Origin of the sequence: Saccharopolyspora rhizosphaerae (assembly GCF_003931915.1) — a bacterium.
Lineage (GTDB): Bacteria > Actinomycetota > Actinomycetes > Mycobacteriales > Pseudonocardiaceae > Saccharopolyspora > Saccharopolyspora rhizosphaerae.
The window spans coordinates 643935-666414 of sequence record NZ_RSAA01000035.1; the positions used below are offsets into that span (position 1 = coordinate 643935).

A 22480-nucleotide genomic window follows, 5' to 3' on the forward strand; every position below is an offset into this window, starting at 1 on the left:
GGCTCCGCTGGCGTGCGCACTCCTGCTTTGACCTCCCGCCTCCGGCCGTTCACGTCCACGATCTTCGCGGAGATCACCGAGCTGGCCCGCCGCACCGGCGCGGTCAACCTCGGCCAGGGTTTCCCCGACACGGACGGACCGGTCGGCATGCTGCGGGTCGCGCAAGAGGCCATCGCCAACGGCGTGAACCAGTACTCGCCTGGTGCGGGTGAGCCCGAGCTGCGCGCAGCGATCAGCGAGCACCGCGCCGCCCGCTACGGCATCCAGCACGACCCGGACGGTGAGGTGCTGGTCACCGTCGGCGCCACCGAGGCGCTGACCGCCACGATGCTGGCGCTGGTCGAGCAAGGTGACGAGGTCGTGCTCATCGAGCCCTACTACGACTCGTACCCGGTCGCGATCGCCATGGCCGGTGGTGTGCGCAAGACCGTCGCGCTGCGCCAGGGACCCGACCACCGCTTCGAGCTCGACCTCGACCAGCTGCGGTCGGTCGTGGGCCCGCAGACCCGCGCGCTGGTGCTCAACTCGCCGCACAACCCGACCGGCACCGTGTTCACCGACGACGAGCTGGCCGCGATCGCCCAGGTCTGCCGGGACAACGACGTCATCGCCGTCACCGACGAGGTTTACGAGCACCTCCTGTTCGACGGTCGCCAGCACCACCCGCTGGCCGGGTTGCCCGGCATGGCCGAGCGGACGGTGTCGATCTCCAGCGTCGGCAAGAGCTTCAGCGCCACCGGCTGGAAGATCGGTTGGGTGTGCGGCCCGGTCGAGCTCATCTCGGCGGTGCGCGCGGCCAAGCAGTTCATGACCTTCGTCGGTGGCGCCCCGTTCCAGCCGGCCGTCGCGCACGCGCTGCGCAACGAGCTCCCCTGGGTGGATCAGTTGCGCACCGACCTGCAGCGCAAGCGGGACCGACTGGCCGAAGGGCTCGGCGAAGCGGGCTTCGACGTGCTCGACAGCGAAGGCACCTACTTCATCTGCACCGACGTGCGCCCGCTGGGCTTCACCGACGGCGAGGAGTTCTGCCGCGCCCTGCCCGAGCGCATCGGTGTCGCGGCCATCCCGGTGCAGGTCTTCTGCGACAACCCGGACGGCTTCAGGCACCTGGTCCGCTTCGCCTTCTGCAAGAAGGACGAGGTCCTCGACGAGGGCATCCGCCGCCTGCACAAGCTGCGGTGAGCCGACGAGGAACCCGTCGCTGAGTCCCGTCCGTGCCGACTCTCCCGGTGCAGTCCAGCACCGGGATCGCCGGGGATGCCGGACGGTGGCAGGATTCCCGCCACCGTCCCACGCTGCGGTGAGCCGGTCCCGCCGCCTCCGCACGCTGCGTCGCCCGCGGTGCAGGCCTGCGTCGGGGGCCGCCGAGGGCCGCCGCGAGGATTGGCCGCCCGCGGACGCCGCGGTAGGAGCCGACGCGGGAACCCCGCTGATGGACCGCTGTCGTGTCGGCCGTCCCCCATGCAGTCCCGCACCGGAACCGTCCGTGACGGCCAGGGATCTGCCGTTTAGGAGACGCTGCGGCAGGCCCACCAGGCAGCTCGTCGCTTCCAACGCTGTTGAGCCGCGGCCGAGTCGGCAGCCCCAGTGCACTCCTGCACCGGGAACCGACCGGGACCGCCGAGGGCCGCGCGGCCAACTGCCGTTTGGGAACACTGCGGCAGGCCCACCAGGCAGCTCGTCGCTTCCAACGCTGTTGAGCCGCGGCCGAGTCGGCAGCCCCAGTGCACTCCTGCACCGGGAGCTCGTGGGGGTTACCACGGGCTTACACGGGAACCGCCCGCCCGCAGACGCTGCGGTTGGCCGACGCGGGGACCCCGCTGCTGAGCCACGCCGGTTCCCCCGGGTGCAGTCCCGCACCGGCATTCGTCCGGGACCGCTGGAAGCCGGTGGAGTCTGGTGCCGCGACTCGCTGTGGGAGGCCGTCAAGCACCTCCGTATCCGATGCAGATGAAGCCGGTTTCACCGTGCCGTGCTTGGGCTTTCGCGAGCGCGGCGGACGGTGGTCGACCTGCGTCGAGCTCCTCGTGGAAGGTCAGCATGACCTGCACGGTCCGGTCGTCGGGGACGGGGACCACGCTGGCGACCACCGTGGCGGTACCGCGCTCCAGCAGGGTGGCGGTCAGCCCGCTGAGCTGATCACCTTTGCTGATGGCGGACTTGCCGACGTCGCACGCCGAGAGCACCACCGTGGTCGGACTGCGGCGCAAGCCGTCGAGGTCGTGCGCGTAGAGCGGCCCGTCGTCGAGGTCGAGGCAGGACAGCAGCGGCTGGTCGTCGCGGAAGTGCCCGTGCGCGGCCAAGTGCGCGACCTGCGCTCCGTCCAACGCGGACAGGACCTGGTCCGTGCGCGCCTCCTCGCCGGTGAGCAGGCGTCCGCCGTTGCTGCGCTGCAACGCGACGACTTCCTGCTCGGCGTGGTCGAGCCTCGGTCCTGCGATCCACACCTTCGCCCCGTTCCGGTCGGCCTTCCTGGCGCGGGCGGCACCGCCCAGCCAGCACCGGACCGAGGGGCTGACCGTGACCGCCTTTCCGCTGCACGCGGGCAGCACCGACCACGGCAGCTGGTGCAGCCGACCGGTCGGCACCACGACGAGTCCGCGTCCCTGCCCCAGCGCCGGCAGGACAGGAGCCAGCAGCTGCGCTTGCAGCTGGGACGCCGCGAGCCGGATGCCGTGCTCGAACATCGGCGCCGCGCGCGAGGCGACCCCGCACGCCTGACGAGCCAGCAGGTGCCGCAACCGGACAGCCTGGTTCTCCGCCGCGGCTTCCGGCCCGAGCGCGTGCAACCCGAGCTCGCCGTCCACGATGGACACCGCGAAGAGGGTGCCGCCCTCGGCGAACAGGCTCAGCAGCACGGCGTCACCCAGTTCGGCGCTGATCTCCTCGATCCCGGCCGGGGCGCGCAGCGGGTCGGTGCGGCCTTCAACCAGCAACGCCTGGTGCCGCACCTGCTCTTCGAGCTCGGCGATGGTGTCCATGGCGCGCTGCGGGTCGGTGGTCTGCTGCGCGTCGAGCACCGCACCGCGCAACCGGACCAGCGCCGCGTTCAGCCGCGGGTCCGACGGCGGCCGCAGCGACCGGCGGTGCAGAGCGCTGGCACGGGAGCGTTCGGTCCAGCGCAGCACCAGCTGCGGGTCGCCGATTCGCAGCGCGGCCCGCACCGCGACCTCACCGAGTTCGTCGGCGAGCCCGAGAGCGTGCACTCGCATCTCGAAGGCGGCCATGCCGACCGCTTGGCCGTCGACGTCCTTCAACCCGGCGCGGCACGCCCGCAGCAGCCGGGCCAGGCCGCCCTCCTGCTCCGCCAGCAACGCCTCGGCCAACCACCCCAGCGCCCGAAGTTGGGGTGGCACGCCCTCGAGCGCACGCAGCTGCGCGCACCGGCCGAGCAGCTTGCGCGCCAACGAGTGCAGCCCCGCGCGCTGCGCGGTCCGCCCGGCCTCGAGCCGGAGTTCCGCGGCGGCGGCCCGCCAGCCGTACTCCTCGCAGGTGTTCGCGGCACGTCGTGCCGCGGACACGGCGTAGCGCGTGGCGTGCCCGGACCGCAGCTTGGCCTGCCACACCACCGCCGAGGCCAATGCCGCCCACGCTGGTCGCTTCTGGCCGCGGAACAGCCGTTTCGCCGTGCTCGCCGCCTCGACCGCTGCGGCCGGGTCGTCGTCGCGCAACGCGCACCCGGCCAGCGCGAGCCGGGTCTCGGCGAGCCTGCCCCGACGGCCGGTCTCGGCCAGCCTTTGCGCGGCCTGCTCCATGACCGCGCGGGCTTGCTGGGTCAACCCCGCTGCGGCGAGCGCCTCGCCCCGGTCGACCAGCGCCTCCGGGTTCGCGGTGACGTCGAGCCCGTCCGCCACCGCCTCCTCGAACAACCGCAGTGCCCGCGGCAGATCACCGGCCCGGAACGCCACGCAACCCCGGTTGTGCCGGCACCCGGCGGCGCGCATGCCGCGGCCGTCGGCGGTGAAGAGCCGCTCGGCGTCGGCCAGGTCCTCCTCCGCCTCCGCCAGCCGGCCGGTGTAGAGGTTGGCCAGGCCGCGCCCGAGCAGCGCGTTGGCGCTCCAGCGCCGGTCACCTTCCAGGTGCACCAGCGCGCTGGTCAGGCGCAACCGCGCGTCCCGGTGCTGCCCGCGCTGGCAGTGCAGCAGCCCGCGCACGCAGGTCGCTCGGGGGCGGTCCTCGGCGGGCAGGTGCGGTTCGGCCGCGGCGAGGTTCGCCCAGCTCGCGCCGATATCCCCGCGCTCCAGCTCGATCCACGCCAGGGTCAGCTGCAGCTGCGCGGCCCGCTTGGACCAGCCGCCGCGCTGCGCGGTGCACAGTCCCAGCCACGCGTGCTTGCGCGCCTGCTCGGCCTTGCCGAGCTCGACCGCCGCGAGAGCGGCGATGTGGCGGGCGAGCACGCGCAGCTCGCCGTCCGGTGCCGCACCGCCCAGCAACCGCTCCGCTTCGCGCATGGCGTCCCGCGGTGTCGCGGTGGCCTCGTCGCGCCAGCGCAGCGCCGCCTCGACCGCTCCCGGTGCGGCCACCGCCGCCGGGGCGCTCAACAGACCAGCCAATCCGCGATGGCGGGCTCGGCCCGCTCGGGGCGGAAGGCGACGCTGAGCGGGCCGCGTGGCACGTCGTTCACCTGGAACGCGCCATAACGGTCCAGCTCACCGCTGCGTTCGCCCGCCGGGTGGCGGAGCACGACCTCACCGGTCGGCGGTTCTTGGCCGGAGCGGTTGAGCACCAACCCCGACACCTGGACCAGACCCCGCGCGGTGGGCGCCAGGTCCATCTCCAGCACGCGCCCGGGCATGGCGAAGGTCAACACCCGCTTCTGCTGGCCACCGGTGCGCACGCCGACGCGTTCGTCGGCGGAGTCGCCGACGAGCGTGAGCTCGCCCCGATCACGGGCTGGGGCGCGCATGGCCACCGCTGCGTACGAGTCGGCCAGCACCCGGTCCGGGACCGGGTCGCAGGTCTGGAACAGATCGCGCAACCGGCGCAGTTCTGCCGGGATCCGCTGCATCATCCCGCCACCTCCTCGGGCAGATCGGTGCTGACCAGCCGCTTGCGCAGCTCGGACAGGCACCGGGACTTCTTCGGGCCGATCGTTCCCCTCGGAATGCCGAGGGCCTCGCTGATCTGGGCGTAGCTGGTCTCCGGTGCGACCGCCAGAACGCGCAGCAGCTGTTGGCACCGCTGCGGCAGCAGGGTGAACGCCTGCGCGAGCCGGGTCCCCGAAGCTCTCCGCAGCACCACGCTCTCGGCGGCCTCGGAGTGCTCGGCCCGGCCCAGCTCATCGGTGTCCAGGCCCACCGGTGACTCGCGCGCTCGGGCCCGGCGCAGCCGGATCGCCTTCCGCCGGGCGGTGGTCACCAGCCAGCCCGGCAGCGCTTCAGCGTCGCGCAACTGGTCCAGGTTCTCCGCCAGCGACAGCCAGGTCGCCTGACAGACGTCTTCGGCGTCCGCGGTGCTGCCGGCGAACGCCCGCGCCACACCCCAGATCACCGGCGTGTACAGGTCCGCCAACTCCCGCCACGCCTGTTGGTCCCCGGATGCCACCCGATTCAGCAGCAACGCAGTCGGCCCGGTTCCCCCGACCTCGTACACGACCAGCACCTCCGGAGCTCGGCGATCTCTCTTCGTTCCCACCGAGTAAGAGGACGGAGGGGCGCCGAAAGATTCAGCCGGAGCCGGATACCCCACGATCGGGTCAAGATCCGGCGGTTCGGCTCACTCCGCCGGGACCGGAGCGGGCACCGCGGAGGCGTAGGGGTAGCAGTGCTCGACGAGTTCGCGGGCCCGTTCGGGATCGCGGTCCAGTTGCAGGACGGTGGCGATCGCGGCGGCGACCCGGGGCGCGGCGAAGGAGGTCCCGCTCCAGCTCGCGTAGCCGAAGCGCCGCCCGCCACCTGGTGCCAGCCGGACGAAGCAGCTGCGCACGTCGACTCCCGGCGCCGCGGCGCCGACCCAGTCCCCGGTGCCGGAGAAGCCGGTGATCTTGCCGTCGGACCCGGTGGCCGCGACGCCGAGCACCTCGGGTGCGGCGGCGGGCCAGAACGGCCGGCTGTGGCCGTGGTTCCCGGCAGCCGCGACGACCACGGCCGGGGCCATCGCGCTCAGTTCCGCGGCCAGCAGCTCGGGGCAGCGGTCGTCGGCGGTGTGGCAGCCCGAGGTCAGCACCACCACGTCGACCTGCTCGCCGCGCTCCTGCGCCGAGCGCCGGAGGGCGCGCAGGCCGGCGGCGACCGCGCGGTCGTCGGTGAAGCCGAGCGAGGACAGCACGCGCTGCGGCCGGAGGACCACACCGGGTGCGTGCTGCAGGACGACTCCGCTGACGAAGGTGCCGTGCCCGGCCTGGCGGTCCTGCCCCGAGTCGTCGTCGGCGTCCAGCTCCTCCGGGACGGCGACGAACCCGGGGCGGTCGGCGAACCACGGGTGCGGGTCGCAACCGGTGTCGAGCACGCCCACGACCACCGGCGGGTCCCAGTGCGCCGCAGGCGGTTCCGGAAGCGGTGGCGTGCATTCCGGTTCGCCGCCGGTTCCCCACATCACCGGAGCCCCGAACATGACCGGACTGCCGAGGTGGACGTTGTTCACCGACACGCCGGGGGTCTCCCAGGCCAGCTCGACGCAGTGATCGCGTTCTGCCTCGCGGAGCCGGATCCGGGCCAGCAGCAGGTCTTCGTCGTGGTGGACCCGGTCGACCCAGCGGTGGCACCGGACCAGGACCGTGTCCAGCGAGTCCGCAGGCGCCAGCAACTCCCCCCTCCTGACCAGGCATTCCGCCTCGCCTCCGGGGTCGTGCAGCAGCATCTCGTGCCCGTACGAGGCCCAGGTGCGGTGGAGCTCGTCGAGGTCCAGCCGCGGCCGCTGTTGATCGTGATCCACAGCGGACACCATGCCCCGCTCGGCCGGAGTCCACAGCGGACGGAACTCCTCCGGGGGAACCACGACCACCCCGCTGGGGCGCGTTTGGCCCCTTCCGGTGTCCCCCGAATGCATGGAGAATGCTGACCCAACTGTCGTGATCGTCGCTCCGGGTGGTCCGAAATCGGCCCCTGGAGTGGTTGAATGTGGTCCGGAGGCGTCGATCTCGGCGTAGCCGTTGCCCCACCGCGCCAGATCGCGCGGGCTGACCGGAATTGGCGGTGGTGACCGTGAAGGGAATCCGCGCATCGCGCGTTCCCCGCTCGCGGGTCGCCACGCTCCTCGTGCGGGTGTCGCTCTTCAGCGGCCTGTGCCTCGGGGTGATGGTCGGCGGGGCGACCGCGGCCTCGGCTGCGGACCACGCGCAGGCGGCCAAGCCCAGCGCGTCCGCGGCGGCATCGGCGTCGAACTCGTCCTCCTCCGGCGCCTCCGCCGGAGCCGGTGAGGAGAAGTCGACCCAGCCGGCCTCGAAGCCCGCCAAGCCGAAGCCCGCGAGCCCGCAGGTCGAGAAGCCCGCTCCGGCGAAGCCGGAGAAGGCCCAGCCCGCGAAGCCGGACAAGCCCGCCAAGGCCGAACCCGCTGAACCGGACACGCCGGAACCGGTCTCCGCCGAAGCGCACGAACCGGCGCAGCCCGAGACCGGAACGGGTTCTCAGCCCGAGCACGCGCAGAGCGGCTCCGCCACGTCGCACGGCAAGGCGGTCTCCGACGACGAGCGGGCCGCGCCCGCGAAGGCCGCGAGCAACCACACGCCCCAGGCCGTCGCCCACGGGCAGCCGACGACCGCCGATCCCGCCCCGGCCGGCAAGCCGGTGGTGCGGTACTCGGTGGGGACGAACGGCACCCCCACGGCCGACGACGACGCGCAGCCGCGGGCACCCGACGCCGGTGAGGCGCCAGACGTCGATCCGCCGGTCGGCCCGACCCCTGCCGCGCCCGCGCCGTGCCCGCCTCCGGCGAGTTCGATGACCGCGGCGGGCACCGCCAGCATCGGAGGACTGCGCAACGCGCACGCGATCCTGCCGTGCACACCGGACCTCTCGGACACCGCCACCGTTCTGGTGGCGCAACGCGACATCGGCCCGGACCTCAGCATCCGATCGGTCGAAACCACCGCGTCGCCTGACTGACAGCGGTCGACCCGCTCTGCACGACACCGCATCTGCGGTGACTCTGGTGTCACCACCACCCGATGGACTCCGATCCGGACGCCTGCGCCCGCCGGATCGGTCCGGGGCGCCACCAGTGCCTGCCCGGCAGCGTCGCTGAAGAACATCGCTGATCAAGCGTCTCTGACCTGCTGGAAGTGCAGGACTGGGCCCTGGCCCCGGTGCCGCAATGCCCCTGCGGCACCGGGGTGGCGCCCCTCAGGTCGAACCGCCCGTCGGCACGTCGAGGGGCCGTGCCGACGGGCGGCCGGCAATTCCGGGTGGGATCCGCTGAACCCGCACGGGACCAGCGGGTCCCGCCTGGCGCACGCCTGAAGCTCGCCGCGAGGGGTGTGAGCTTCAGGCGATGGGAACGGTGAGCGGGTTCGGTGCTGGCCCAGGCCGCACCGAACCCGCTGCCGCCGCAAGCCGCTGAATCGCCTCGACCAGCTGCTCGCCGGGCAGCGTGTAGGGCAAGCGGATCCAGCGCTCCAGCGATCCGTTCACCGAGAAGCGCGCCCCCGGGGCCAGTCGCAGACCGTGCGCCTCCGCCGCGACGGCCAACCTGCTGGCGATGGGTTCGCCGACGTCGCACCACAAGGACAGCCCGCCGTCGGGCACGCGGAACCGCCACTCCGGCAAGTGCTCTCGCACCGCTCCGACCAGGACGTCCAACCGTTCACGGCTTTCCACCCGACGCCGGGCCAGGATCGCCTCGGCGTCGTCGAGCAGTTCGGCGAGCACGAGCTGCTCCAGCACGGGGGTGCCCAGGTCGACCGCGGCACGCCCGAGCACCAACCGCTGCACGAACTCCTCACCGGCCCGGATCCACCCGAGTCGCAGCCCTCCCCAGAACGACTTGCCCGCCGAGCCGATGGTGATGGCGCGGTCGGTGAAGCTCGCCATCGGCGGAGGAGACTCCTCGTCGGTGAGGTCGATGTCGACCAACGTCTCGTCGATGACCGCGTTCGTGCAGGTGCGGGCCAGAGCGGTCGCCAGCTTGGCGCGGCCCTCGGCCTCCAGCCGCACACCGGTCGGGTTGTGGAAGTCGGGGATCAGGTAGGCGAGCCGTGGGGAGGTCTGGCGCAGTGTCGCGGTGAGCAGCTCGAGGTCCCAGCCGTCGCCGGTCATCGGCACGGCCACGGGTGTCACGCCGAGCCCGCGCAGCGCCTCGAGCGCGTTCGGGTAGCTCGGGTGCTCGACGAGGACGCGTTCACCCGGCGTGACGAGGGCCCGCAGGACCAGCGCGAACGCGTGCTGGGCACCGTTGGTGACCAGGATCTGCTCAGGAGTGGTCGGCAGGCCGCGCGCGGTGTACCGCTCGGCGATGCGGGTGCGCAGCGCGGGCAGCCCGTGCGGCTGGTAGCCGTGGTCACCGAGCTGCTCGGCGAGCCGGACCTGCGCGCGTTCCACCGCCCCGCGCATCTCGGGCGGAGCGCCGGGAGTGGCCTGGGCCAGGTTGAGCACGCTCGAGTCGGTGGAGGGGAACCAGCCGCCGTGCATCTCGGTGCCGCGCCTCGGATCGGGCAGCCTCACCCAGGAACCGGCGCCGCGCCGGCTGGCCACGAAGCCGTCCTCGCGCAACCGCTCCACGGCCCTGGCGATCAGGGTGCGGCTCACCTCCAGGGCGGCGGCGAGCTCCCGCTCAGCGGGCAACCGGGTTCCGGGCGGGAGCCGCCCGTCGAGCACCAGCTGGCGGATGCCCTCGGCGAGCAGCTGCGAGGAGGGACGCGCGCCGCCGTGCCACGCGCCGAGGAGTTCGACGAGCTTGTGGCCGTGGATGTGCGCACCGGGAGTCGGCAACATGAGTCCACACTAGCCAGATTGGCCATCGCGATGAAGTCCAATCCTCGGGTAGAAGTGACGCATGGCCTCTCCCGCGGTCCCAGTGGACCTCTCACCGCTCTCGATGCGCTTCCGCCCCCTCGCCCGGTTCCCCCAGCTCTTCGGCGGCCTCCTGCTCTACGGCGCGAGCCTGGCGCTGATGGTGCGCGGCGACCTCGGCCTGTCCCCGTGGAGCGTGCTCGACCAGGGCATCGCCGAACGGCTGGGCATCAGCATGGGCACTTCGAGCGCGCTGGTGGGGGCGGCGGTGCTGTTGGCCTGGCTGCCGCTGCGGCAGCGTCCCGGAGTGGGCACCGTCGCGAACGTGCTGCTGATCGCCGTCTCGGTGGACGCCACCCTGGCGGTGTTGCCGACGGTCGACGACCTGGTGCTCCGGAGCGTGCTGCTCGTGAGCGGGGTCGTGCTCAACGCGCTGGCGACCGCGACCTACGTCGGCGCGCGCCTCGGACCGGGTCCGCGCGACGGCTTGATGACCGGGCTGCACGCGCGCACGGGCTGGTCGGTCCGTCTGGTGCGGACGTCCATCGAGGTCTGCGTGCTGGTCGCGGGCTGGTCGCTCGGGGGCACGGCCGGGCTCGGAACGGTGCTGTACGCGACGGCGATCGGACCGCTCACCCAAGCGAGCCTCCGGTTCACCGCCGTGCGGGCGAAAAAAGATCTCTGCCCCTAGAGACATCTTGGATACCACGCAGTAGCATTGACGCCGTCCACCTGACCCCCAGGGGTGGACCTTGACGCCCCCGCACTCCCGGTAACCCCCAGGCCGGTTGAGCGCGGGGGCGTCGCTATTCCTGGCCCACCTTCGCCGTGGACGGCGCCCGTGGTGGCCAAGTTGGACAGCTGTGCCAGAACGGTCCGATCACTTCGGACGGAAGATCAAGGCTCGGCAACTCGGCTCACACACCTTGGTCTGAAGATCCCGAAGGTGTCAGACCACGGGTCTACGGTCCGCGCATGGACTTCCTCGGTGAGTTGAGACGGCAGCTCGAAGCGTTCCGCGTCCTGCTCAGCGGTGACCTCTCCGCCCCGGTCGAGCACTGCCCCGGGTGGAACGTCCTCGGCCTGGCCGGTCACCTCGGCAACGAGAACCTCTGGGTCGCCACGGCGGTCCGCGATCTGCACGGCGACCACCAGCACGTCCCGGTGTCCGCGGACTCGCTGGACACCTGGTTCGCGGGGACATGCGAGACCATGCTGGCGGAGTTGTCGGCCTCGCCGGACACTCCGGCCTGGACCTTCGCCCCGCCCCGCACGGTCGGTTTCTGGCGCCGCCGTCGCTGCCACGAGACGATGGTGCACCGGTGGGACGCCGAGAACGCGCTCGGCCGACCCACCCCGATCGACCCGGGGCTCGCCGCCGACGGCGTCGACGAGGTCCTCGGCACGATGGCCCCGCGCCAAGTCGCCCTGGACCGCACCTCGGCTCCACGGCGAGCGGTCCGCTTCCACGCCACCGACGTCGGTGCGACCTGGACCTACGGGCCGGGCGAACCCGTCGCCGAGATCGCGGCGCCGGCGGAGTCGCTCTACCTCCTCCTCTGGAACCGCGGGCGGCTGGACGACCCACCGATCTCCTGCACCGGAGACCACGACACCGCACGCTCGACGCTGGTGGGCCCCCTGGTCCCGTGACCGCAGCGATGACTTCTCGCCGGGCCGGTGGTCCACCTCTGCAGCGGAACGGAACGGGAGGCGGACATGGCACGAGACCCTGTGATGGGACCGGAACTGGTCGAACTGCTGGAGCGCAGCTACGCGACCACCTCGGTGGTGCTCCACGCAGTTCCGGCGGAGCGCTCGGACGCGCCGAGTCCGTGCGAGCGGTGGACCGTCGGTCAGCTGGGCGGGCACCTCGTCGGAGGCGCGACCTACTTCGGGAAGGCCGTGAACGACCAGTCCCCGGAGCTGCCGACCGAGGAGCCACCGGCGTTCGGTGACGAGCTGGGAGCTGCGTTCGACGAGGCGGCGCGGTTCGACCTGGCCGCCTTCGGCCGGTCGGGTGCCCTCGACCAACCGCACGAGTTCGCGTTCGGGCCGGCGCCGGGATGGGTGATCGCGAACGTCAGCCTGTCGGAATCGGTGCTCCACGGTTGGGACGTGGCGTGCGCGATCGGCGTGCCCTACTCGCCGGACGACGCCGCCGTCGACGCGGTCCTGCGGTTCCAGTCGCAGAGCAGCGAGGACGACCTGCGCTCCGAGGGCATGTTCGGACCGGCCCAACCGGTCCCAGCCAACCCGACCCCGTTCCAGGAGCTGCTGGCGCTCACCGGGCGCCGACCCTGATCCGGTTCGAGCGGAATGGGCGCGGTTGTCCGGGTGACGTGGCACCATCCTGCTGGTGAGCAGGTCAGGTGATTCCGCGAGGTCGCGGGAGCTCGCGCTGTTGAGGCGCGTGCGCGATCGGGTCGATCGCGAGTACGCCCAGCCGCTGGACGTCGAGGCGCTGGCGCGCGGGGTCAACATGTCCGCCGGGCACCTCAGTCGCCGGTTCCGCGCCGCCTACGGCGAGTCGGTCTACGCCTACCTCATGACCCGGCGGATCGAACGGGCCATGGCGCTGCTGCGGCGCGGCGACCTGAGCGTCACCGAGGTGTGCTTCGAGGTCGGCTGCTCGTCGCTGGGGACGTTCAGCACGCGGTTCACCGAGCTCGTCGGAGTGCCTCCCAGCACCTACCGGCGGGAGGCCGCCGGGACCGCGTCGATGGTCCCGTGCCTGGCCAAGCAGGTCACCAGACCGGTCAGGAATCGAGAAGCGCCGTCCCCCAAGGGCTCCTAGCGTGGTTGACATGGACATCCGCATCAACGCCAGCTTCCTCCCGCAGGACGACCCGGAAGCAGCTCTGGCCTTCTACCGCGACCTGCTCGGCTTCGAACTCCGCAAGGACGTCGGCTACAACGGTCTGCGCTGGCTGACCGTGGGCCCCGTCGACCAGCCCGACACCTCCATCGTGCTGCACCCGCCGGGCGTCGACCCGGGCCTCACCGAGGACGAGCGCCAGATGATCCGCGAGATGATGGCCAAGGGCACCTACTCCATGATCGTGCTGGCCACCCCTGACCTCGCCACCACGTTCGACAAGCTGCAGGCCGGCGACGCCGAGATCGTGCAGGAACCCACCGACCAGCCCTACGGGATCCGCGACTGCGCGGTCCGCGACCCCGCCGGGAACCTGATCCGCATCCAGGAACTGAGCTGAACGGAGCCGCCATGCACGTTGCCGACAGCCACGACCTGATCCGCGTGCACGGGGCACGGGTCAACAACCTCCAGGACGTCAGCGTCGAGATCCCGAAGCGCCGGTTGACCGTGTTCACCGGCGTGTCGGGGTCGGGCAAGAGCTCGCTGGTCTTCGGCACGATCGCCTCCGAGTCGCAGCGGATGATCAACGAGACCTACAGCGCGTTCCTGCAGGGCTTCATGCCGACGCTCGCGCGGCCCGACGTCGACGTCCTCGACGGCTTGACCACCGCGATCATCGTCGACCAGGAGCGGATGGGCGCCGACCCGCGCTCGACCGTCGGCACCGCCACCGACGCCAACGCGATGCTGCGGATCCTGTTCAGCAGGCTCGGCAAGCCGCACATCGGCTCGCCGATGGCGTTCTCGTTCAACGTCGCGACGATGAGCGGGGCCGGTGCGGTGACGATGGAACGCGGCGGGATGAAGGTCAAGGAGCGTCGCGAGTTCAGCGTCACCGGCGGCATGTGCCCGAGGTGCGAGGGGCGCGGCAACGTCTCGGACTTCGACCTCTCCCAGCTCTACGACGAGTCGAAGTCGCTGCGCGAGGGCGCGCTGACCATCCCCGGCTACACCATGGACGGCTGGTACGGGCGGATCTACATGGGCTCGGGCTTCCTCGACCCGGACAAGCCGATCCGCAAGTACACCAAGAAGGAGCTGCACAACCTCCTCCACAAGGAAGCCACGCGGGTCAAGGTCGACGGTGTCAACGTCACCTACGAGGGCCTGATCCCGCGGATCCAGAAGTCGATGCTGTCCAAGGACCGCGAGGGGATGCAGCCGCACATCCGCGCGTTCGTGGACCGGGCGATCACCTTCACCACCTGCCCCGAGTGCGAGGGCACCCGGCTCAACGAGAACGCACGGTCGTCGAAGATCGCCGACATCAACATCGCCGACGCCTGCGCGATGCAGATCACCGACCTCGCGGAATGGGTCAGCGACCTGGAGGAGCCGTCGGTGAAGCCGCTGCTCGGGAAGCTCCGCCACACGCTCGACTCGTTCGTCGAGATCGGTCTTGGGTACCTGTCGCTGGACCGGTCCGCCGGGACGCTCTCCGGCGGTGAAGCGCAGCGCACCAAGATGATCCGGCACCTCGGATCGTCGTTGACCGACGTGACCTACGTCTTCGACGAACCCACGATCGGGCTGCACCCGCACGACATCGAGCGGATGAACAACCTGTTGCTGCGGTTGCGCGACAAGGGCAACACCGTGCTGGTCGTCGAGCACAAGCCCGAGACGATCGCCATCGCCGACCACGTCGTCGACCTGGGGCCGGGCGCCGGCACCGACGGCGGAACGGTGTGCTTCGAGGGTGACGTGGCCAGGTTGCGCGCCAGCAACACCGTGACCGGCAAGCACTTCGACGACCGGGCTGCGCTGAAGCCCGACGTCCGCGAGCCCACCGGTGCGCTGGAGATCCGCGGGGCAGACGCGAACAACCTGCGGGACGTCGACGTCGACGTCCCGCTCGGGGTGCTGTGCGTGGTCACCGGTGTCGCGGGATCGGGCAAGAGCTCGCTGGTCCACGGCTCCCTCCGCGCCGACGAAGGCGTGGTGGCCGTCGACCAGAGCGGCATCCGCGGTTCGCGGCGCAGCAACCCGGCGACCTACACGGGACTGCTCGACCCGATCCGCAAGGCCTTCGCCAAGGCCAACGGCGTGAAGCCGGCGCTGTTCAGCGCCAACTCCGAGGGCGCCTGCCCGAACTGCAACGGCGCCGGGGTCATCTACACCGACCTGGGGATCATGGACACCGTCGCCACGACCTGCGAGGAGTGCGAGGGCAGGCGGTTCAACGCTTCGGTGCTGGAGTACCGGTTCGGCGGTCACGACATCAGCGAGGTGCTGGACATGTCGGTCGCCCAGGCCGAGGACTTCTTCGGCTCCGGCGAGGCCCGCACACCAGCGGCGCACAAGATCCTGGAGCGCATGGACCAGGTCGGGCTCGGCTACTTGCGGCTCGGGCAGCCGCTGACCACGCTGTCCGGGGGTGAGCGGCAGCGCCTCAAGCTCGCCACGCACATGGGCGAGAAGGGCGGCGTGTACGTCCTCGACGAGCCCACGAGCGGTTTGCACCTGGCCGACGTGGAGCAGTTGCTCGGGTTGCTGGACCGGCTCGTGGACTCCGGCAAGTCGGTGATCGTCATCGAGCACCACCAAGCGGTCATGGCCCACGCGGACTGGATCATCGACCTGGGTCCCGGGGCCGGTCACGACGGTGGCCGCATCGTCTTCGAAGGCACCCCTGCCGAGCTGGTCAAGTCCGGCACGACCCTCACGGCACAGCACCTCGCCGCCTACGTCGACGCCTGAGCCCGGGGGTGGCCACCCCGACGAGGCGGCCACCCTCTGGCAAATCCGGTGGAGCCGCCGAGACTCCGGTCGTTAGGCTCCGCGCCGTGATGCAGCAGTTCTTCTTCCGCCTCGGCTGACTCGGCTTCCGCGAGTCCTGGCGCCACGATCCCGGCGCCTCCCGAGTCATGCCTGGAGGAACTGTGCTCTTGTTGGTCAGCGGTGCGTCGTGCGTCGGCAAGACCACCGCGCGCCTGCACGCCCGTCACCAGCTCGACGAGTCCTTCGAGACCGCCGAGCTGTTCACGCTCGGAGCGATCCCCGCCGTGCCGACCGTCGCCTGGCGTCAGCAGCAGGTGGAGGTCGCGGTCCGACGTGCGATCGACCTCGAAGCCGAGGGCAAGCACCTGCTCTTCGCAGGGGACCCGGTCCCGGTGGGCGAGGTGCTGGCCGCTCCCAGCGCCGACCGGATCGTCGTCGCCGCCTGCCTGCTCGACGTCGACGAGCAGACCCACCTCGACCGCCTCGCGCGTCGGGGCGACCCCGAGGAGCTGGTCCCCCTGCACCAGGGTTTCGCCACCTGGCTGCGCGCCCACGCCACCGACCCCGGCCACGTTCCGGAAGCCGTCACCCAGGACGGCTGGTCCGACATGCGCTGGGAACGCTGGACGGACCGCTCGCCAGGACCGGAGTGGGCGATGACCGTCATCGACACCTCGCCCCTCACCCCGGAGCAGGTGGGGGCTGAGGTGGCGAGCTGGTGCCGCCGAGCGATCGCCGGTGCAGCACCGTGCTTCCCGGCGGGGTGGTTCGAGCGCCCGTAGTCATCGATCACCTCCTCGGGCGCCTCTCCCGGGGACGACTCCGCGAGCAATGGCCATGTCGACAAACCGCTGTGACGCCGCCGTGAGCAAGGTCCGTGCTCACGGCGGCGTCGGCGGTGACCTAGCACGCCGGACGGCCGACCACAGCAGCGCCGATGCGCTCCCGCGGTGGACACCACAACCTCAACGGGCCCGGCACTGGGCCTGGACCGCTCACCGTGCGGGACTCACCGCTCCTCGCAACCCGCCTTGCTGCGTGCACGTCCTGCGTCCTGCTCCAGGAAGTCCAGCACCCGTCGCCAGGTCAGCTCCGCCGCAGCGACGTCGTGGTCGGGGAGTTCCGGGTCGGTGTAGAAGTGGCCCACGCCCGGATACCGGAAGACCTCCAGCTCGAGCCCGGACCGCCGCACCACCTCGCGCAGCGCCGCAACGCGCTCGGCCGGTGCGAACTCGTCCGGGTCCGCCGCGTGCAACTGCACCCGCAGACCGGAGCGGACGGGCTCGGGAAGATCGGCGGCCGCGTGCAGGAACAGCACGCCTCCGGTCGCGGGACGCTCCGGCAGGAGCGCGGACACCACTCCCGTCCCCATGGACATCCCGGCCAGCACGGCCTCACCCGGCACACCCGCGAGCGCGCGCCGGGCACGCTCGACCACCACCGCCCAACCGACCTGCTCGAGCAGCCGAAACCCTCCCTCGAGAGTCGAGGCGGTACCCCCGCCGAAGAGATCGGGCACCACCACCTCGTGCCCAGCGCGACGAAGCCGCTCAGCAGCGTTCAGCTCCACCGCGCGCAACCCCAGAACGGAGTGGAACAACACGACCCGAGCCACCCCACCATCATGACCCCAGGCCCCAAGACCAGCACTGACGCGCCAACAGGGCCGAGGCACAGCCGGTCCCCGCACCTCGTGCGCATGTCATCCGGGCTGCTCTCGACTTCGAGATCGACGCCGCCGATGGGCGGCGACCTTGTGACGGTTCAGGCAGGTCGACGAGCAGAAGACTCGCCGACCAGCCGGCGAGGCATCCGCGTAGACATCCACGCAGTGGGAAGCCCCGCACGTTCCGATCCGCGCCTGCCCGTGGTTCAGGAGCCAGTCGAGCACGCAGGTCGCCAGCGCTGCGGGGAGCACCCCCTCCGGTCTGTCGACCGTCCAGCGCAGCCCAGACTCCGTCGCTACCGGGGTGGGGCCGGTTGATCGCAGCACGACGTTCAACTCGTCGAGAGCACGGCCTTCACCGGCCGACGAGAACACACCGTAGATCGCATTCGCCACTCCTGCGAGGTCAGCGAGCGTGTGTTCGGGGAAACCGCCCGGCCAGGCCAACAGTTCGGACGCATCCGGGTACGGCGCTGCCTGCTCGTCCGCTACCGCACGCGGGCGATCGGCGTACTCGTTCACGAACTCGACCAGGCAGCTCAGGTCGAGCAGGGGGACGGTGAACATGGCGCCAGCGTAACCCTGGAACCTCTTCCTCCTGGTTACGCGACTGGTAACCTGTGACAACGTGCCATGGGGTTACACGTCGATCGACCTCAGTGTCCTGCCCGCATTCCTCGCCGCCGTCGCCATCATCTTGCTTGCTCCGGGGCCCGACATGGCCTTCATCGTCGCCACCGGGCTGAAAACCGGACGGACGGGCGCGATCCGAGCCGCGCTCGGCATCACCGCAGGAGTCAGCGTCCACGTGGTCCTCACTGCCGTCGGCCTCGGAGCGTTCCTCGCCGCCGCACCAGGCGTCGTCGACGCGATCCAGCTCGGAGGCGCCGCGTACCTCGCCTACCTCGCGTGGACGACCTGGAGGTCCAGCGGCGCGCCGTGGGAACCGTCCACGGTGAGGCCCTCGAAGGTGTTCCGGCGCGGGTTCGCGGTGAACATCTCCAACCCGAAGATCATGCTCTTCTTCACCGCCTTCCTGCCGCACTTCCTCGGCGGTGCCCGCCAGAACCCCGTCTTCCAGCTCCTCGTGCTCGGCTTGGTCCTGCAGGTGATGGCGCTCGTCGTGGATCTCGCGATCGGTTGCGCCGCTGGGACGATCCGCGACCGGGTACTGCACAACGGGAGGGTTCGAACATCGCTGGAACGGTTCGCGGCTGGTGTCTACGGCGCTCTGGCGACCCTCCTCCTGATCGACACCGTCCGTTGAAGAGCAGCGGTGAGGACTTCGCGGCCAGCTCGAGGGCCTGGCGCGACATCGGCTCGGCTGGGGTGCTGATCTGGCACACGGTAGGAACCCGTGCTCACCGGATAGCGCGTTCCCGCTCACGCCCACCACGGACGACGGCATCGACGAGAAGGCGTTCGTCGGACTGTTCGACCGACTGGCGGCTGCGGAGGTGGACTCGATCACCGCTCTCGGCTCCACGGGTTGCTACCCCTACTTCGACCGCGACGAGCGCGCCCGCGTCGCACGGTTGGCCGTGGAGCACGCCGGCGGCATCCCCGTGATCGTCGGCATCGGTTGTATGCGGACCCGCGAGGTGCTCAGGCTGGCTGAGGACGCGCAGCGCGCGGGCGCTTCGGCTGTCCTGCTCCCGCCGATGTCGTTCCACCCGCTGACCGCGGACGAGGTCTTCGGCCTCTACGAGGACGTCACCGCTGAGCTCTCGGTTCCGCTCGTGGTCTACGACAACCCCGGCACCACGCGTTTCACCTTCACCGACGAGCTCCACGCCCGCATCGCCGAGCTGCCGAACATCGCCTCGATCAAGATCCCCGGCGTGCCCGCCACTCCGGACGAAGCCGAGGCCCGCATCGCCCACCTCCGGGCGGTGCTGCCCTCGTCGGTGACCCTCGGGGTGAGCGTCGACCCGCTGGCAGCGACCGGTCTGATCACCGGGTGCGACGCCTGGAACTCCGTCCTCGCCGGCACCGTGCCCGAACCCGCCGTGGCGATCACACGCGCAGCGCAGGCAGGGGATTCAGCGTCCGCGACCGCGGAGTCGGAACGGTTGCAGCCGCTCTGGGACCTGCTCACGCGCCACGGAAGCCTGCGCGTCGTCTCCGCGATCGCCGAGGTCCTCGGTCTCGTCGGGCACCCGACCCTGCCGCGCCCTCTGCACGGCCTGAGCTCGGACGAGCGCGCCGACGTGGTCGAGGTCGTCGAACGCCTCGCCCTGCACTGACCGCACCCTGGGTACGCCTACCGATCTGGGAGTGGCGGCAGCGGCAAGGGCAGGCCCGGAAGGCCGTCGATGCTCGTGGCGATGTGTTCCTTCTTGTGGAAGTACGCGTCGAGCGACTCGTCCGTCTCGCGCGCGAACCGCGAGGTGTGCAGTGCGCGGTCCTCGGTGAACGTCATGAACGGCACCGCGTACCCGCAGGTGTCGCGGATATTCTCCGCGGTGACGAGGATGATCGCCCGCAACCCGTTCTGGGTCGGGTCCACTTCCAGGAAGTGGCGCAGCAACTCGGTCCAGCGTTCGTCGTCGCGGAAGACCGGCTCTCCTCGTCCGTGGACGCGCACGATGTTCGGCGGTCCCTCGAAAGCGCACCACATCAAGGTGATGCGGCCGTTCTCCCGCAGGTGCGCGATCGTCTCAGCGTTGCTGCCGGCGAAGTCGAGGTAGGCCACCGTCCGGTCATCGATCACGGCCAGTGAACCGGTCATGCCCTTCGGCGAGAGGTTGACCGTGCCGTCCCCGTCCAACGGAGCCGTCGCGGTGAAGAAGATGTGTTGCGCCTCGATGAAGGCGCGCAACCTGCCCTGGATGCGCTCGTAACTCTTCCCCATGAACCGAGCATGACGCGGACGCTCGGGGATCGAGCTCATGTGGGACCGATATCACCCTCGGTCCACGCGCGCCTTCAGACAGTCGCCCACGGGCGGCCGGCCGACACCGCGAAAAACCGTTGGTGACCTCCACCCGCAGGTGGTCGACTTGATCCGGTCGAGAACCTGCCGTGGTGGGGAGAGGTGTGCGGCGCTCCGCGAGCGCACCAGCCCTGTTGGGTGCGGGCGCCTTCGTGGTCGGGACGTGCGAACTCGTGCTGGCAGGACTGCTGCCAGAACTCGCACGCTCCCTGCAGGTCACGGTCGTGAGGGCCGGTCAGGCGGTGACGGTCTTCGACCTCGCCGCCACGATCTCCGGCCCGCTGCTCGCGGCCGCGACCGTCCGGTGGGATCGACGAGCCGTTCTGCTCTTGGCCTTGGGCTCCTACCTGACCGGAACCGCCGTGAGCGGTGTCGCCGGGTCGTTCGGCCTCCTGCTCGTCGCGCAGGTCCTGGCTGCCTGCGGAGCGGGGTTGTTCCTGCCCACAGCCACCGTTGCTGCGGCGGCGATCACGGGGCCGGAACGGCAAGGCCGAGCGGTGGCCACCGTGACCACCGGGATGACGGTCGCGATCGCGGTAGGCGCCCCGCTGGGTACGGCGCTCGCAGCGCTGGCCGGTTGCGGGCGACGATGGCCTCGCTGTCGGCGCTGGCGGTCCTGGCAGCGCTCGCGGTCGTCACGTGGATCCCGCCAGTTCGAGCGAGCGACCACGAGGCGCTGGGATTGCGCCAGCGGTTGTCGCCGCTCATCGACCGCAGAGTGCTCGCGCTCCTCGGAACCACCCTGGTCGCGTTCACCGCGATCTACATCCCCTACACCTACATCTCAGTCGTGGTCGCCGACGCCACCGGAGGGCGCGGACTGTGGTGGGCGGTGCTCCTGTCCGTCCTCGGAGTCTCGGGGATCGTCGGCAACCTCGTGGCCGGCCGCCTCGCGGACCGGTTCGGAGGACGTCCCGTCGTCGCCGGAGCACTGGTCGGACTCGCGATCGTGTTCGTGCTGACGCCGCTGTGGAGCGCATCGCTCCCGACGGCCGTGGTCGCCGCAGCGGCCTACGGGCTCATCGGGTTCGGAGTGAGCGCTCCGCAGACCTCACGCATCCTGCGCCTCGGCGCGCAACCTTCCCTCTCGGTCGCGCTCAGCGGGGCGGTCCTCTACCTCGCCATCGCGCTCTCCGGGGAGAGCGGCGGCGCAGCCATCGCGGAATTCGGACCGGGATCGATCGGTCTGCTCGCCGGAGCAGGACTGATCCTCGCGCTGGTCCTGTCCGAAATCGCGCACCGTTCGCGGAGCGAACCCCACTCCTGACTGGTTCCGCAGGCCGCAGCAACACCGGCTGGGGTGCAGCCTCGACTTCCGGTTCCCCGGAGGACCGAGCGAGCGGGTCGACGTCTTCGCTGTCAGCAGGACTGACGGAGCCGTGAGGGAGGGGCAGCCGCTGCCGACCAGGCGGGGGCAGCCCACCCGAGACCGAGCGCTTCTACCGGCTCTTCGCCGTTCGGCGAACCCGTGGGTCCATGTTCAAGCCGGAACACCCGGGTTGGCACGTCCCGATCACGATCGGCCGATGGGGCACGCGTGGAACCAAGAAACGCTTCGCACGCCAGTGGCGGTCACCGGCGCAGCCCCGGCCAGCTCGACCGCGTGCTGGCTAGCGCCCTGCGAGGCGCCGACCTGCAGCGGCAGGCTCGGTGACGAGGGATCTTGCTACGGTTTCCGGACGGAAGATCAGCGTTCGTAGGTGTAGCTGTAAGTGCCGTAGGGCGTGGTGCAGGTGGTGGTGTCGCCCTTCTGCACGCAGCTGGTGCTCGGAGAGCGGTAGCTGAAGGTTCCCTCCTCCCGCGGGCTCTTCGACCTGGGCTTCTGCGTCGTGGACCTGTGCTTCTTGGAGATCACGGGCTGCTCGGAGATCACCTCACCGTCGCGCGTGATCACCAACTCCTTGGAGTTGATGGTGTAGACGTGACCATCGTTCTCCTCGGTCTCGTACGTCCCGGCGGAGATGCGATCGGCAGGCAGGGTGATCGACCCGGCCGCGCCGGAACCGTGGTAGTAGACCTGCCCGGAGACCGTGCACAACCGCACGCGCGACTGCTTGGTCCGATACGTCGCGAAGCACTTGTCCCGTTCCTGTTGAACTGCCGAGCCCTGTGACTGAGCAGCAGGCTGAACCGAGGGGTCGGCAGCAGCGGCCGTAGCCCCGAGGCCCAGGCACGATCCCGCCAGGGCTAAGGCGAAGAGAGCATGACGCATGTGTCATCACCTCGAAGCCAGTCTCGGCAGACGGCGTCGGGGCAGGAAGGGCCGAAGGGCCGCGGAGCTGTCGGTCAGCCGGGCACGGACTCGCGTCGAGAACGCTGTGATCAGTTTCGAGCGGGGGGCGTTCCGGCCGGTGGCGGCGGCCACGGAGTCGCACTCGATCAGCGTCCCGGCA

General features: G+C 70.9%; 20 protein-coding genes and 1 pseudogene. 12 read left to right on the forward strand and 9 right to left on the reverse strand.

Annotation, left to right across the window (positions count from 1 at the left end; all coding sequences use genetic code 11):
* Positions 1-12 precede the first annotated feature (12 nt).
* Positions 13-1182 (forward strand): pyridoxal phosphate-dependent aminotransferase, encoded by a 1170-nt coding sequence (locus EIL87_RS26015; protein WP_125093188.1) that lies wholly within the window; start codon positions 13-15, stop codon positions 1180-1182.
* Between the two features lie 743 nt (positions 1183-1925).
* On the opposite strand, the gene EIL87_RS26020 is transcribed toward EIL87_RS26015, so the two are convergent.
* From EIL87_RS26020 to EIL87_RS26035, 4 genes are all read right to left on the reverse strand, one after another.
* Complete coding sequence (locus tag EIL87_RS26020) at positions 1926-4541, reverse strand: CHAT domain-containing protein (RefSeq protein ID WP_125093189.1); 2616 nt, start codon at positions 4539-4541, stop codon at positions 1926-1928.
* A complete protein-coding gene (locus tag EIL87_RS26025; RefSeq protein WP_125093190.1) occupies positions 4538-5011 on the reverse strand; it encodes a hypothetical protein in 474 nt (157 codons plus the stop codon). Before EIL87_RS26025 ends, EIL87_RS26020 begins: the two co-directional genes overlap by 4 nt.
* Positions 5008-5544, reverse strand: coding sequence for an RNA polymerase sigma factor (locus EIL87_RS26030; RefSeq protein WP_233576589.1), 537 nt, complete (start codon positions 5542-5544; stop codon positions 5008-5010). Before EIL87_RS26030 ends, EIL87_RS26025 begins: the two co-directional genes overlap by 4 nt.
* Before the next feature lie 171 nt (positions 5545-5715).
* On the reverse strand, positions 5716-6873 hold the full coding sequence (locus tag EIL87_RS26035; protein WP_233576591.1) for a S8 family peptidase: 1158 nt from the start codon (positions 6871-6873) through the stop codon (positions 5716-5718).
* 329 nt (positions 6874-7202) lie between these two features.
* On the opposite strand from EIL87_RS26035, the gene EIL87_RS26040 reads away from it, so the two are divergent.
* On the forward strand, positions 7203-8042 hold the full coding sequence (locus EIL87_RS26040; RefSeq protein WP_125093193.1) for a hypothetical protein: 840 nt from the start codon (positions 7203-7205) through the stop codon (positions 8040-8042).
* A gap of 378 nt (positions 8043-8420) precedes the next feature.
* On the opposite strand, the gene yczR is transcribed toward EIL87_RS26040, so the two are convergent.
* On the reverse strand, positions 8421-9866 hold the full coding sequence (gene yczR, locus EIL87_RS26045) for a MocR-like transcription factor YczR (RefSeq protein WP_125093194.1): 1446 nt from the start codon (positions 9864-9866) through the stop codon (positions 8421-8423).
* 61 nt (positions 9867-9927) lie between these two features.
* Between yczR and yczE the strand changes: the two genes are divergently transcribed.
* The 7 genes from yczE to EIL87_RS26080 all read left to right on the forward strand — a co-directional run bounded on the left by yczE (position 9928) and on the right by EIL87_RS26080 (position 16268).
* On the forward strand, positions 9928-10575 hold the full coding sequence (gene yczE / locus EIL87_RS26050; protein WP_233576593.1) for a membrane protein YczE: 648 nt from the start codon (positions 9928-9930) through the stop codon (positions 10573-10575).
* Between the two features lie 284 nt (positions 10576-10859).
* Positions 10860-11537 (forward strand): maleylpyruvate isomerase family mycothiol-dependent enzyme, encoded by a 678-nt coding sequence (locus EIL87_RS26055; RefSeq protein WP_125093195.1) that lies wholly within the window; start codon positions 10860-10862, stop codon positions 11535-11537.
* Between the two features lie 66 nt (positions 11538-11603).
* Positions 11604-12188 carry a TIGR03086 family metal-binding protein gene (locus EIL87_RS26060; protein WP_125093196.1) on the forward strand — a complete coding sequence of 195 codons (585 nt, stop codon included), beginning with the start codon at positions 11604-11606 and terminating at the stop codon, positions 12186-12188.
* Between the two features lie 52 nt (positions 12189-12240).
* Positions 12241-12681, forward strand: a complete 441-nt coding sequence (locus EIL87_RS26065) for a helix-turn-helix transcriptional regulator (RefSeq protein WP_125093197.1) — start codon at positions 12241-12243, stop codon at positions 12679-12681.
* A gap of 10 nt (positions 12682-12691) precedes the next feature.
* Entirely contained in the window at positions 12692-13102 is a 411-nt protein-coding gene (locus tag EIL87_RS26070) for a VOC family protein (RefSeq protein ID WP_125093198.1), read from the forward strand.
* Positions 13103-13113: 11 nt separating this feature from the next.
* On the forward strand, positions 13114-15465 hold the full coding sequence (locus EIL87_RS26075) for an ATP-binding cassette domain-containing protein (protein ID WP_125093199.1): 2352 nt from the start codon (positions 13114-13116) through the stop codon (positions 15463-15465).
* A 182-nt stretch (positions 15466-15647) separates the two neighbouring features.
* A complete protein-coding gene (locus EIL87_RS26080) occupies positions 15648-16268 on the forward strand; it encodes a hypothetical protein (RefSeq protein WP_125093200.1) in 621 nt (206 codons plus the stop codon).
* Positions 16269-16495: 227 nt separating this feature from the next.
* On the opposite strand, the gene EIL87_RS26085 is transcribed toward EIL87_RS26080, so the two are convergent.
* Together EIL87_RS26085 and EIL87_RS26090 are read right to left on the reverse strand one after the other, a co-directional pair.
* On the reverse strand, positions 16496-17176 hold the full coding sequence (locus EIL87_RS26085; RefSeq protein ID WP_325049516.1) for a dienelactone hydrolase family protein: 681 nt from the start codon (positions 17174-17176) through the stop codon (positions 16496-16498).
* Positions 17177-17188: 12 nt separating this feature from the next.
* Positions 17189-17719, reverse strand: coding sequence for a CGNR zinc finger domain-containing protein (locus EIL87_RS26090; RefSeq protein ID WP_125093202.1), 531 nt, complete (start codon positions 17717-17719; stop codon positions 17189-17191).
* Positions 17720-17780: 61 nt separating this feature from the next.
* On the opposite strand from EIL87_RS26090, the gene EIL87_RS26095 reads away from it, so the two are divergent.
* Together EIL87_RS26095 and EIL87_RS26100 are read left to right on the forward strand one after the other, a co-directional pair.
* Complete coding sequence (locus EIL87_RS26095; protein WP_125093203.1) at positions 17781-18419, forward strand: LysE family translocator; 639 nt, start codon at positions 17781-17783, stop codon at positions 18417-18419.
* A 70-nt stretch (positions 18420-18489) separates the two neighbouring features.
* Positions 18490-19398: a dihydrodipicolinate synthase family protein gene (locus tag EIL87_RS26100; protein WP_125093204.1), complete on the forward strand. Its 909-nt coding sequence runs from the start codon at positions 18490-18492 to the stop codon at positions 19396-19398.
* Between the two features lie 17 nt (positions 19399-19415).
* Here EIL87_RS26100 and EIL87_RS26105 read toward each other — a convergent pair whose 3' ends face one another.
* Positions 19416-20006 (reverse strand): pyridoxamine 5'-phosphate oxidase family protein, encoded by a 591-nt coding sequence (locus tag EIL87_RS26105; RefSeq protein ID WP_125093205.1) that lies wholly within the window; start codon positions 20004-20006, stop codon positions 19416-19418.
* A 254-nt stretch (positions 20007-20260) separates the two neighbouring features.
* Between EIL87_RS26105 and EIL87_RS27865 the strand changes: the two are divergent.
* Positions 20261-21354, forward strand: a pseudogene (locus EIL87_RS27865) (MFS transporter).
* A gap of 420 nt (positions 21355-21774) precedes the next feature.
* Here the strand turns inward: EIL87_RS27865 and EIL87_RS26120 are convergent.
* Positions 21775-22131 carry a hypothetical protein gene (locus EIL87_RS26120; RefSeq protein ID WP_125093208.1) on the reverse strand — a complete coding sequence of 119 codons (357 nt, stop codon included), beginning with the start codon at positions 22129-22131 and terminating at the stop codon, positions 21775-21777.
* Positions 22132-22480 lie beyond the last annotated feature (349 nt).

Bases quoted from the DNA above. Each gene is read 5' to 3' on its own strand.
- EIL87_RS26025 (WP_125093190.1), bottom strand. From the start codon at position 5,011: ATGATGCAGCGGATCCCGGCAGAACTGCGCCGGTTGCGCGATCTGTTC.
- yczR (WP_125093194.1), bottom strand. From the start codon at position 9,866: ATGTTGCCGACTCCCGGTGCGCACATCCACGGCCACAAGCTCGTCGAA.
- yczE (WP_233576593.1), top strand. From the start codon at position 9,928: ATGGCCTCTCCCGCGGTCCCAGTGGACCTCTCACCGCTCTCGATGCGC.
- EIL87_RS26055 (WP_125093195.1), top strand. From the start codon at position 10,860: ATGGACTTCCTCGGTGAGTTGAGACGGCAGCTCGAAGCGTTCCGCGTC.
- EIL87_RS26060 (WP_125093196.1), top strand. From the start codon at position 11,604: ATGGCACGAGACCCTGTGATGGGACCGGAACTGGTCGAACTGCTGGAG.
- EIL87_RS26070 (WP_125093198.1), top strand. From the start codon at position 12,692: ATGGACATCCGCATCAACGCCAGCTTCCTCCCGCAGGACGACCCGGAA.
- EIL87_RS26075 (WP_125093199.1), top strand. From the start codon at position 13,114: ATGCACGTTGCCGACAGCCACGACCTGATCCGCGTGCACGGGGCACGG.
- EIL87_RS26090 (WP_125093202.1), bottom strand. From the start codon at position 17,719: ATGTTCACCGTCCCCCTGCTCGACCTGAGCTGCCTGGTCGAGTTCGTG.
- EIL87_RS26105 (WP_125093205.1), bottom strand. From the start codon at position 20,006: ATGGGGAAGAGTTACGAGCGCATCCAGGGCAGGTTGCGCGCCTTCATC.